We start from the raw sequence: 11,661 nt of genomic DNA, 5'->3' as shown, positions 1-11,661 counted from the left end.
TAGGATTAATCAATTAGCAAAAGGATTTACTATTTTTAATTCTGTAATTGCCTGAAAATCGCTAATATTTCTTGTCACTAAAATAGCGTTTTGATTTATTGCTGTAGCAGCGATAATTGCATCAGGAAGTTTAATTTTGTAATTTCGCTTTAATTGGATGGTTTTATTTTCAATCTCTTGTGATAATGGAACTACAGTAAACTGAGATAACAAATCTTCAATACATTCATCTTCTTCCTGTGACAAACCAGCAAAACTCAGTAATTCAATACGGATAATTGGTGAAAGTAGAATTTCGTGTACATTCAAAAACTCTTGTGTCAACCATGAATTAACTATTATATCATCAGCTAGATAGTAAATAAAAATATTGGTATCATAAAGATATTTCATTCTTCCCATTCCTGACGCAGAGTATCTAAATGAGCTAACATTGCTGCTTTTTTATGCTTTAAAATTCCTTTGGCTTGAATAATTTTTTCATAGTCTTTTTTCCAATGTAATAGCATTGATTCTGGTAGATCTACTGTAATTGAATCTTCATCTTGAGATACAAGATAATGTTTTGGTATTTTGATTAATGGCATAGTTTTATGCTCCTGTTTCTCTCAATTCAAATTGTAACATATTGTCTGATAGCGTAGCGTGGCGTAAGCCATATCAGGATAACCAGGATTAGAGGATTTACAGGATTGTTATTTGATGGTTAATGACTATTAACTTAATATTTTGTCTGAATCAGGATAACCAGGATTAGAGGATTTCCAGGATTGTAATTTGATGGTTAATGGCTGTTATATATGTATTTGTTCTTACATCTCACTTCATAAGTATTCACTTTTCTCCATACTAATCATCAATAACTAACCAATAATTAAACAATCACATCCTGTACATCCTTAAATCCCGGACATCCTAATTCTGACAAATGTAAAATTTTGACTTTTGACTTTTGACTTTTGACTTCCCTAAGGGTGTCCTGATTCAGACAATAACATGCTATTTTATATACAGCATACATGAAACCAACTATTAACCAATCATGAATAATCCACAACAACCGCGAGAATACGATGCTGTGCTTGGTGGTAATAGTCTATCAATAGAAGGTGCTGCCGTTTTAGGTGGTATTGAAGCAGGGGGTTTTCATTCTCGGAGGTCAAGAAGAAAAGAATAGTGATCTTTTCTTGATAAAATCAAAAAGAGATCACTAATATTTCAATTTTTCAATTATGTTAAATAGTTTAATCGAAAAACTCAAAGAAGTCAAGGACTTTAGCAAAAGTCAAGGAAGAAGGCATGAGTTATGGGTAGTCCTTATGGTTGATTATCGCAATCTCTCAATCTTATTTTCAGATAGATAATGGCTGAAAACTTCTTCACTCTTGCCTCTTGCCTAGTGCTATAACGACAATTTTTAACGCCAACCTACTTATGTGACAATCGCGGGCAAGATGCCCGCACTACATTAAAATACGCGATGTTGTAAAGATGGCATTTGTCGGCGTACCTGTTCTAATCGAGTAGGTTTAATTTCGGCGATCGCTATTCCCGGTTTTTCGCCAGCATCTGCTAAAATTACACCCCATGGGTCTATAATCATAGCGTGTCCATGGGTTTGGCGACGATGATAATTAGTACCAGTTTGAGCAGGAGCAATCACGTAGCAGGTATTTTCTATTGCCCTAGATTGTAATAATACTTGCCAATGGTCTTTCCCCGTAAAAGCCGTAAAAGCAGCGGGTATAAATAAGATATCTGCACCGTGACTGGATAAATGCCGATATAATTCAGGGAAACGGACATCATAACAAATAGACAGGCCAATTTTGCCCAAATCAGGGGAAGAATAGACAGCAGGTAATTCTTGTCCAGCTTTGACGGTACTTGATTCTTGATAAGTGTTACCATCAGGGACATTGACATCAAATAGGTGTACTTTTTGGTAACGGGCGAGTTCTTGACCGTTAGGACTGACAAGTAACGCTGTATTATAGACTTTACCATTACTATTCACAGGGATAGGGAAGCCGCCGCCGAGAATGGTAACTTGAAAACGTTGTGCCATTTGGTGAAGAAATGTTTCTGTGGCTTGGGCGATCGCATTTCCTTGTGCTATTTTATCTTTTTCTTCACCCATGAAAGAGAAATTTTCTGGTAAACCCACCAATTCCGCACCTTGACGCACGGCCAAATCAATTAATTCTTCTGCTTGGTCCAAATTTTTTTGTAAATCTGGTACACTGGTCATTTGAATAGCGGCGGCTAAATAAGACTTCATAGATTCAAGAACAAACGGTAGATTGAAACAATACAGATATTCAATAAGTAGGTTAGCGTCAAAAATTGTCGTTATGACAAAAGGGAAGAGAATTGGGTAAATTTTACTTTTTGTTACATACTGTGTTTTTTTGTGCCTCTCTACTCATATCTTTATATCATCTTTATATCATATTAGTTTGAACAATTTACAACACCTATCTTCCGCATTCACCCAATGGTTTAAAATCTAGTTCACAGATGATATTTTTATTGTTAGTCACAGCGAACTACAAGCTGGATATTATGCTGGATAGTATTACAGACTGGGATTACGGTTAATCCAAATCGCTCTCATTCCTGCTGCTTTAGCACCTTGATAGTCATCTCTGATACTGTCGCCAATGTGCCATGCGTCTTCCGGGGAACAATTGTGCTTTTTTAAAGCGATTTTAAAAATTTCTGGATCTGGTTTAGCGGCGCGAACTTGAGTAGAAATAGTAACAGAAGTAAAATATTCTTTCAGCCCCAAACCTTGTAATACTAAATATAAACGGGAATCAAAATTAGATAAAACACCTAATTCAACCCCTAAGTGTCGCCAGTTCATTAAAGCCAAGAGAACATCAGGATAAACATACCAAGGTTCAGGAGTACCAAAGTGAATATAAAGTTCACTAAAAAAAGCGGAAAAATCAGTAAAATCTTTGAGAACACCCGCACCTTCAAAAGTATTTAAAGCAATAATGCGCCACCAATCATATTCGCGTTGGGGAATATCTTTAATATCTGTGTTAGGAAATATAGGTGGTGGTGCGGACTTAAAGCTTTTAATAAAGTTTTGATCTAAAATTTGGGCGGAAACTTCCACACCAAATTCCTGGGCGATTTGTCGGTAAATTTCACCTACACTAGTTTTCACACCAAACAATGTACCTACAGCATCTAGAAAAATAACTTTGGGTTTTTTCATAACAATTAATATCTAAGTAGATTGGCGTTAAAAATTGTCGTTATGACAAGGGAACAGGGAACAGGTTACAGGTTACAGGGAAGAGGTTTTGAGCAACTTTACTTTTCGTTACTTATGTCGGTTTTTTTCCGTTCACCTACTTAAGTTCTCAGTCGTGGCCAAATACACAGCAATCATATCTGAATTGGTTTCACATCCCCAACTGCTTTGAGAAGTTGGGGATGTGAATTTATTACCGATAAATGGCTTGTATTATAGGGCTAAATAACCAATTAAAACCGACTTTCAACTGATGATTTAATGTCGGTAAACGATACAGATAAGCGAGACGACGGGCTAAATACGCAAAAGAACCGTCTAATTGCACACCCAAACCTGTGAGGGTGGCGTTATCTATTCCTAAAGCCATCATTTCCCCTAATGGTTGATAGCGGAAGGGAAGGAGAGGACGATTGGTAATAGCAGCCCAGATATTCCAGGCGGTATAATCAGCTTGTTGAAATGCGACTTGGGCTGTTGCGGGGACTTGTTTTCCTTCTGCGTCGAGACAGTCTGCTAAATCTCCTAACGCGAAGATTTCAGGATGTTCCAGAACTTGTAATTGGGGTGTGGTGGTAATTTGTCCGCGCTGATTTTGCTTGACTGGTAAACTTTTCACCACTGGAGAAACCTTTGTTCCTACTGTCCAAATTACTAAATCTACGGGAATGGTATCTACTTGACTTTTATACTCCAAAGAGATACTATCTTTTTCAATTGCGACTACTTTGGTTTCTAAGTCAATAAATACACCTTTGCTATCTAAGGCTTTTTTAGCGGCTTCACGGTTAAATTCTGGAGAAGTTCGTAAAATTTGATCACCGACCTCAATCAGGCGAAAACGTCCCTTTTCGCCAATTCTATCTGCTAATTTACAAGCTAATTCTACCCCACTGTAACCCCCACCAACTATGGCGACACGGATTTTTTCTGGTTTTTTTGCTTCTAAAATTCGCAGCCGTTCTTCCAATCGGTAAGCATCAGTAATAGTACGGAATGGATAGGCATTATCAGTAGCACCGGGAACTGAATCTAGGGGGGTTTCGCCACCTAATGCTAATACTAAGCGGTCATAATTGAGTTCTGATTTATTTGCTAATTGGACTGTTTGCTGGTTGATATCTATGGCGGAAACGGTGGATTGGTAAAATTGAACACCTGTTCCTTCGAGTAATTCGGAGTAAGGTGGGGCTATTTCCCAGGTTTGGAGTTCTCTGGTCAGGAGTTCGTAAAGTAGGGGAGAAAAGACAAAGCGATCGCTCTGATCTACTAAAATAATCTCAGGTTTTGGTGTAGATTCCCAGGGGAGTTGACTTAAACGTAGCGCGGTATAGAGTCCACCGAAGCCACCACCGAGTATACAAATTTTTGTAGTTGGTTGAGTCATAATTTTTTTTAGCAACTAAATTCCATTCAGATATTTATTTTAGTGTAACGATTTATTGCGTTCTCTTGCCATTAGCCAACAATCCTGATATTTACCTTCATGTAGATCATGACCTGATAAAAGCTTGACTTTGACAAAACCACATTTTTCATAACAGCGAATAGCGCGGAAATTTTTCACATTAGGATCGATAACGATTTTAGCAGCTTTTAGGCGATTAAAAAGATAATTTATAGCAGATAAAAGGACTTTTGTACCAATTCCCTGATTCCAATATTGAGTTTCACCAATAAATAAGTCAATACCATAAACATTATTAGTGTTTTCTAGACAATACATTTCTTTAATATTTTCCGGTAATTGATGCAAATCATAATATTGTAAATAGCCAATTTCCAAATTTTGATATGAGAAAATACAGGGAATTAAAGGTTCTTCTCCTTTAATTCTAGGTAGATAGATTTCTATAACTTTTTCTAAATCAAAAGGATCATCTCTACCACCATAAAATTGTAATACTTTTTCATCACTACGCCATTTTTCCATTAATTGATAATCATGGATATCATCTTTCATGGGACGAATAGTAATTTGGTCTTTGATGATTAACATGAAAATTAAATACTTCTCATGATAAACTACATAGTTGCTAGTACAAATTCTCCTTCATTAACAGAGTTATTTATTGATATATCATATTTTAAGTAGGGCTTGCTGAATAAGTTGTCTGTGAGGACAGGGAACAGGGAACAGGGAACAGTTTTAACAGTTAAAACTGTTTGGATATCCTCAATTTTCCAAATCCGACAAAGAAAAATGCAATTCATTTTGAGACACCATTAGCTAAAACTTTGCACTTTTTTGTGGTAAAAATCCGCGAAACCCTTTGTTAATAAATGGTTTTAAGTTTATATGGCTAACGCCACGCTACGCTATCAGCAAGCCCTAAGTATGTCAACACCCCTTCAGATTTACAGCAGTTTTCGGCGATTTAAACCAGACTTTGATTACCTTCTTCCTTTGCGCCTTCCCTACTTTGCGCCTACCCTTCGGGATCTCTAAGAGAGATTGCGCGAAACAAAAACCGTGGTTCATTTACCTGAAATTCGCTGTAATTTTATATTTTGATCCAGTTGAAATGCTGAAGGGGTGAGCGAACCTAGACAAAACCTATCTTGTCAATAACCGCCGTCGTAAATTGTCTAAGGACGCATTTGCACTAACATAACGAATTAAAGAACGTCCGCGAATCGCTCCCAAACGATGTTCAAAACTTATGACTTGATCTCCAGGACCTGCTAACCCGATATATACTAAACCCACTGGTTTGTCTTCTGTCCCTCCAGTCGGTCCAGCAATTCCCGTAATACTTAACCCCCAAGTAGTTGAAAGACGATTTTTAATACCGATAGCCATTTGTTCGGCCACAGTCGCACTCACAGCGCCAAATTTCTCTAAATCTTCTGGGTTGACTCCTAATAATCCAACTTTTACTGAATTATCATAAGCAATTACACCACCCCAAAAGTAATCAGAACTACCAGGAATTTCTGTTAACATTTGCCCTAGTCCGCCACCAGTGCAAGATTCTGCTACTGATAGTGTTTCCTGGGAAGACCTTAACAAATTACCAACTACGGAAGCCAAAGTGTCATCATCAGCACCGTAATAATCTAAGCCAGCAATTTCTATCAGTTGTTTTTCCACTGGTACAATTAAAGCCTGGGCTGTTGTTGGGTCGGTGGCTTTAGCGGAAATTCTTAATCTGACTTCTCCTTTGCCTGCATAGGGTGCTACTGTGGGATTAGTTAGGTCAAAGTAAGCAGCTACTTTTTCGGCTAAAGCTGATTCTCCAATGCCCCAAAACCTTAAACTGCGGCTATAAATAATTTCTTTTCCCCAACCTTGACTTTTCAGAAAAGGTACGGCTGTTTCTGACCACATTCGATACATTTCACTGGGAACACCGGGGAATGTAAAAATAGTTAATCCAGTGCGAGGTTGCCAAATAATACCAGGTGCTGTGCCTGTGGGGTTAGGTAGAATTTCCGCACCTTGGGGAATTAAGGCCTGTTTGCGATTATTGGGAGACATGACTCGTCCCCGCTGGGCAAATTTCTCTGCTATATCTTCAACAATATCCGCTCGTTCTACTAAAGGAGCGCCAAAAAAATCAGCGATAGTTTCACAGGTGAGATCATCGGGTGTGGGTCCTAAACCACCTGTAAAAATGAGAATTTGCACTCTAGAAGCAGCAATTTCGATAACTTGCTTGAGTCTATCTGGATTATCCCCTACTACTGTTTGATAATAGTGGGGAATGCCTAGTTTTGCTAATTCTTGAGCAAGATATTGGGCGTTGCTATTCAGAATATCTCCTAGTAGCATTTCTGTACCAACACAAATAATTTCTGCACTCATGATAGTTCTTGATGATGTGAATAAAGTTAAGTAAGTATTTGATCTAACTAGAAATTTGTAGCCGCATGAATGGCGGTTAAAATTGCATTGTTGATAGCTAAGTTTTTTTATTATCCATATTTTTGGAGATTTTTTTACTGCATTCTATCAATTGTCCGATATTGAATTGCTTCTGCTACATGGTGGGGTTGAAGATTTTCATCTCCTGCTAAATCTGCTATAGTGCGTGCTACTTTTAAAATGCGATCGCTTGCTCTTGCGGATAACCCTAATTTCCTAATTGCAGCTTCTAATAAATTACGACTAGGATCATCTAATTTACACCATTTTTGCAGATGACGACTTTGCATTTGGGCATTACATTGTAAATTTCCTTCTTCTTGAAAACGAATTAGAGAAATTTCTCTGGCTCTTTCGACTCTTTGGGCTACAGATTTTGATGTTTCTCCTGTTGGTTGTTGGGTTATTTCCTCTGGTTTCAAACGATTGACTGCGACTTGTAAATCAATTCTATCCATTAATGGTCCAGACAATTTTGCCCAGTATTGTTCTCGTTGTCGAGGTGAACAAGTGCAGGCTTGAATTGTATCACCATAATAACCACAAGGACAGGGATTTGTACTAGCTACTAATGTAAATTGAGCGGGAAAAGTGACAGATTGCTTAGTTCTAGAAATTGTCACATAACCATCTTCTAAAGGTTGACGTAAAAACTCTAAAACGTCTCTTTTAAATTCGGTTAATTCATCTAGAAAAAGTACACCTCTATGGGATAATGAAATTTCACCAGGACGGGGAAAAGTACCACCACCAACTAAAGAAGGACCAGAGGCGGAATGGTGGGGACTTCTAAAAGGACGATCTTTTACTAAAGAACCACGATTTTTTAATAATCCAGCTACAGAATGAATGCGTGTAACTTCTAACGATTCGGAAAAACTTAAAGGTGGTAAAATCCCCGATAAGCGCCTTGCTAACATCGTTTTTCCACTTCCGGGTGGTCCAACAAAAATCAAATTATGTCCCCCGGCTGCGGCAATTTCTAAGGCTCTTCTAGCATGAGCTTGTCCTTTGACATCTTGCAAATCTGCTAAATTTAAAGATGTTTCCCCTGAGGTTTCTAGGGTTTGATTAAACTGTACAGGTTTGTAATTTTTGGGATAATTTAATAAGTCTACTACATCAGCAATATGTTGACAACCATAAACTGATAAACCTTCAACAACAGCCGCCTCTTGAGCATTATCAACGGGAACAATAATACCGGAAATTCCCATTTTCTTTGCAGTTGCAGCAATGGGTAAAATACCAGCAACAGGACGCAAACTACCATCTAAGGAAACTTCTCCTAAGAATAAAAAATCTCCTAACAAATCGGCGTTAACCTGTTCAGAAGCTGCTAAAATTCCTATACTAATTGGTAAATCAAAAGCAGGTCCTTCTTTGCGTAAATCCGCAGGAGTTAGGTTAATGACAATTTTCCGCATGGGAAAGGCAAAACCGGCATTTTTTAAGGTGGCTTTTACTCGTTCTTTAGATTCTTGAATGGCTGAATCTGGTAAACCTAAAATCACAATTCCCGGTAAACCCCCGGAAACATCAACTTCCACTCCCACCTTAACCGCGTCAATTCCAACAATAGATGCACTCCAAACTCTAGCCAGCATTTTTTATATATCAATAAACTTTATCAATATCAAAGCAGATTTTTAGCTAAATTAACAATGGGTGAAATCACCCCAGAAGATTGTTAATATAATAATATTAGCTCAAGATACAGGTGACTTATGGTTCAAGCATTCACAAAATTATTAACCTTTGCAGAATTTATCCTTGAATACGGTAACAATCCCCGCTATGAACTTGCAGACGGAGAATTGATTGACATGGAACCCACAGGACCCCATGAAGCCGTCGGTGGTAAACTCACAACCCAATTGGGTATTGCTATTATTCATGCTGAACTTCCCTGGTTTATTCCTCGCACCTGTCTTATCCGTCCTTTTGCAGAAACAGCCACAGCCCGCCGTCCTGATATTGTGGTATTAGATGAAACGGTGCTTGACGATGAACCTTTTTGGGAACACGAACCAGTGATTGCGTTAGGAAAATCTATTAAGTTAGTGGTGGAAGTTGTTAGCACTAATTGGGAAACTGATTATGCGCGTAAAGTTGAAGAATACGCTTTATTGGGAATTTCTGAATATTGGATTGTTGATTATCGAGGATTGGGTGGCGTTGTTTTTATTGGTAAACCAAAACAACCTACATTTACAGTTTGTCAATTAATTGGAGAGGATTACATTCAGCAAGAATACCGTTTAGGAGAGTTTATTAAATCTGCTCTTTTACCTTCTCTGCAACTGCGGTTAGATGATGTGATGCCGAGATAAATGCTTGTTAAAGTTGATTTATTATTAATCAAGAATCAGTAGCTAATTCTCGGCTAATTGTGATATTGTGAAGATTACTAACGAAACAATTTAATTTACAAGAGGTCTATTATGTTTTCTCACAAGAAACTTTCCGAATTAACAGATTCTGAAATAATTAATATTCATTTATCCATATTCACAAAAACATTTACAAAAGATTTTGAGTTAATTTCTACACTGAAAACACTAGAAGAGGAGATGCGACAATCTTCTGGACTTGACAAGTTTAAGTCATTTCTTCCTTTTCTGGCTGCTTTTGCAATTCTTGATCAAATTGGCGGATGTTATAAATGTTATAAAAATAGTGAAGAAAAGGAAAATCATGCGAATACAAAGAACTATAGTTCAATTCAAAAAGCATTGTATTATTTTGGTGATATTGAAGATGAACAAACATTAAACGAAATACGTATATTTCGTAATGGAATTATCCATGATGCGTCCTTATTCTTTTCCGAGAAAATTGAAGGAGACAGATACAGCGGTTTGCGTAGTTAGGAGATACAGAGTTTTAAGGCTGTAGGGGCGGGGTTTCCCCGCCTTCAATTTTATCGCATTCGACCAGAAACTGCTGTAGGGTGGGATAAATTGTCTCAAAGCTCAACCCAAAATGATTTCAAACAAATAATTTGTCAAGTGATATAATTCACAGCAGTTGATACTGATCAACAAAAAAATCAAGTCTTGTAAAATCAAGATTTCCATTTATGACAAATTGTCCATCACAAGTCTTAATTCCTCTAACCTGTCAACCGTAAGAATTGAACGTTGAATTGTTTTTAGTGTGTCAAGATCAGATATTTGTGATATTTTTGGCATGAATTTTAATCCTTCATTACCAAATTTAACTTCTAAACATAACTCAATGCTAGAGAGTCTGTCTTTTCTTTCTCCTTGTTGTTCACCTTGTTGCATTCCCTGTTGCATTCCTTGTTGCATTCCCTGTTGCATTCCTTGTTGCAATATTTCCTGATACCAAGGTGATTCGCGTAAAACTGTCATATCCCACCTCATAATTTCTTGAACTAAGGAACTATCTAACACAAACGTAGCAAAAAAAGCGAGAACTGTTTCTAATTGATTTAATTGTTCATCAGCTTGCAATAAACGCAATGCTTCCCGAATTATAGATTCATCTTCACCACCTTTGAGAATCGGTACAAAAGGCAATAGAGACGTTAAAGGTCGTTCTAAGGCAATTTTAACATCTACTTCCCACAGGTTAATTACACGGTAATCTTGACGCACTTCTAACCCCGCAAGATTAGACTCATATCGGGTTGGGATTTCAGCATCACCTGTCTTTAGAATGTTAATTAATACAGGATATATGGGTAATTTATATTTTTCTTCAGCTAATCCTGTATAAGCCCGCATTCTTCGCGGCATTTCTGGTTTATATCGCAATTGTAATTCATTGAGAACCAGAAAATTTCCGTACTCTTTACTTTTAGCGCGGATAAGTACATCACTTTCTCTACTAATCCATTGAAACTCAGAATTGAGAATTTCCCCAGCAACCACATCTGGGATTTGCGTTACCCATTTAACCCAATTATTGGGTGCGAGGCTAATTAAGCGTTTGGTACTGACATCAGCAGGTTTGGACATAGAGCTATAAATAGATGCACTGACTAAATAACAGCTTAACTTTTGATCGTCTATTCTAACCATCGCTTAAAATCTTGAGCAGATGAGTAAGTAAAACTGCATGAGTCAGAACACAGAAACGATTTTCAGTAAAATCATTCGTAAAGAAATTCCCGCGCATATTGTTTATGAAGACGATTTAGCCCTGGCCTTTACAGATGTTAACCCCCAAGCACCAGTTCACATCCTTGTTATCCCCAAAAAACCTATAGTTAACCTGGCCACTGCTGAACCTGAAGATCAAGCTCTCTTGGGACATCTTCTATTAATAGTGCAAAAGGTGGCAGCACAAGCCGGACTAGAAAACGGTTATCGAGTAGTTATGAATACTGGTGTTGATGGCGGTCAAACAGTCCATCATCTCCATATACATATACTAGGCGGTCGTTCTATGTCTTGGCCTCCTGGTTGATTTTTACATCTAAAATAGTCCAAAACTCCTGTGGGGTGGGCATCCTGCCCGCCCAATTATGACAATAACTGCTGTAAATCCCATT

Annotated in this window: 13 protein-coding genes; 4 read left to right on the top strand and 9 right to left on the bottom strand. The window is 37.7% G+C overall.

The window, feature by feature from the left end; all coding sequences use genetic code 11:
• Positions 1–9 precede the first annotated feature (9 nt).
• Both ACIR310F_RS0117015 and ACIR310F_RS0117010 read right to left on the bottom strand, forming a co-directional pair.
• Positions 10–393 carry a type II toxin-antitoxin system VapC family toxin gene (locus ACIR310F_RS0117015; protein ID WP_028084867.1) on the bottom strand — a complete coding sequence of 128 codons (384 nt, stop codon included), beginning with the start codon at positions 391–393 and terminating at the stop codon, positions 10–12.
• Positions 390–587, bottom strand: coding sequence for a hypothetical protein (locus tag ACIR310F_RS0117010; protein WP_028084866.1), 198 nt, complete (start codon positions 585–587; stop codon positions 390–392). The genes ACIR310F_RS0117015 and ACIR310F_RS0117010 overlap by 4 nt, the downstream gene beginning before the upstream one ends.
• A 455-nt stretch (positions 588–1,042) precedes the next feature.
• On the opposite strand from ACIR310F_RS0117010, the gene ACIR310F_RS27410 reads away from it, so the two are divergent.
• Entirely contained in the window at positions 1,043–1,177 is a 135-nt protein-coding gene (locus tag ACIR310F_RS27410; protein WP_269208381.1) for a hypothetical protein, read from the top strand.
• Positions 1,178–1,468: 291 nt separating this feature from the next.
• Here ACIR310F_RS27410 and ACIR310F_RS0117000 read toward each other — a convergent pair whose 3' ends face one another.
• The 6 genes from ACIR310F_RS0117000 to ACIR310F_RS0116975 all read right to left on the bottom strand — a co-directional run bounded on the left by ACIR310F_RS0117000 (position 1,469) and on the right by ACIR310F_RS0116975 (position 8,746).
• Entirely contained in the window at positions 1,469–2,281 is an 813-nt protein-coding gene (locus ACIR310F_RS0117000) for a carbon-nitrogen hydrolase family protein (RefSeq protein WP_028084865.1), read from the bottom strand.
• A gap of 297 nt (positions 2,282–2,578) precedes the next feature.
• Positions 2,579–3,232 (bottom strand): HAD-IA family hydrolase, encoded by a 654-nt coding sequence (locus ACIR310F_RS0116995; protein ID WP_028084864.1) that lies wholly within the window; start codon positions 3,230–3,232, stop codon positions 2,579–2,581.
• Positions 3,233–3,464: 232 nt separating this feature from the next.
• A complete protein-coding gene (locus ACIR310F_RS0116990) occupies positions 3,465–4,658 on the bottom strand; it encodes an NAD(P)/FAD-dependent oxidoreductase (RefSeq protein WP_028084863.1) in 1,194 nt (397 codons plus the stop codon).
• A 39-nt stretch (positions 4,659–4,697) separates the two neighbouring features.
• Entirely contained in the window at positions 4,698–5,270 is a 573-nt protein-coding gene (locus ACIR310F_RS0116985) for a GNAT family N-acetyltransferase (protein WP_028084862.1), read from the bottom strand.
• Positions 5,271–5,828: 558 nt separating this feature from the next.
• Complete coding sequence (locus tag ACIR310F_RS0116980) at positions 5,829–7,079, bottom strand: competence/damage-inducible protein A (protein WP_028084861.1); 1,251 nt, start codon at positions 7,077–7,079, stop codon at positions 5,829–5,831.
• A gap of 134 nt (positions 7,080–7,213) precedes the next feature.
• Entirely contained in the window at positions 7,214–8,746 is a 1,533-nt protein-coding gene (locus ACIR310F_RS0116975) for a YifB family Mg chelatase-like AAA ATPase (protein WP_028084860.1), read from the bottom strand.
• A gap of 120 nt (positions 8,747–8,866) precedes the next feature.
• On the opposite strand from ACIR310F_RS0116975, the gene ACIR310F_RS0116970 reads away from it, so the two are divergent.
• Together ACIR310F_RS0116970 and ACIR310F_RS0116965 are read left to right on the top strand one after the other, a co-directional pair.
• Positions 8,867–9,472 carry a Uma2 family endonuclease gene (locus tag ACIR310F_RS0116970; RefSeq protein ID WP_028084859.1) on the top strand — a complete coding sequence of 202 codons (606 nt, stop codon included), beginning with the start codon at positions 8,867–8,869 and terminating at the stop codon, positions 9,470–9,472.
• Between the two features lie 111 nt (positions 9,473–9,583).
• The gene (locus ACIR310F_RS0116965) at positions 9,584–10,012 is read left to right on the top strand and encodes a hypothetical protein (protein ID WP_028084858.1); all 429 of its coding nucleotides are present in this window, start codon (positions 9,584–9,586) and stop codon (positions 10,010–10,012) included.
• A 207-nt stretch (positions 10,013–10,219) separates the two neighbouring features.
• Here ACIR310F_RS0116965 and ACIR310F_RS0116955 read toward each other — a convergent pair whose 3' ends face one another.
• The gene (locus tag ACIR310F_RS0116955; protein ID WP_028084857.1) at positions 10,220–11,125 is read right to left on the bottom strand and encodes an RpnC/YadD family protein; all 906 of its coding nucleotides are present in this window, start codon (positions 11,123–11,125) and stop codon (positions 10,220–10,222) included.
• 100 nt (positions 11,126–11,225) lie between these two features.
• Between ACIR310F_RS0116955 and ACIR310F_RS0116950 the strand changes: the two genes are divergently transcribed.
• Positions 11,226–11,576 carry a histidine triad nucleotide-binding protein gene (locus ACIR310F_RS0116950; protein ID WP_028084856.1) on the top strand — a complete coding sequence of 117 codons (351 nt, stop codon included), beginning with the start codon at positions 11,226–11,228 and terminating at the stop codon, positions 11,574–11,576.
• The last annotated feature ends 85 nt before the right edge of the window (positions 11,577–11,661 follow it).

This window comes from Dolichospermum circinale AWQC310F (assembly GCF_000426925.1).
Classification (GTDB): Bacteria; Cyanobacteriota; Cyanobacteriia; order Cyanobacteriales; family Nostocaceae; genus Dolichospermum; species Dolichospermum circinale.
The sequence above is the reverse complement of the archived record's forward strand: the minus strand, read 5'-3'. Positions and strand labels throughout refer to the sequence as shown.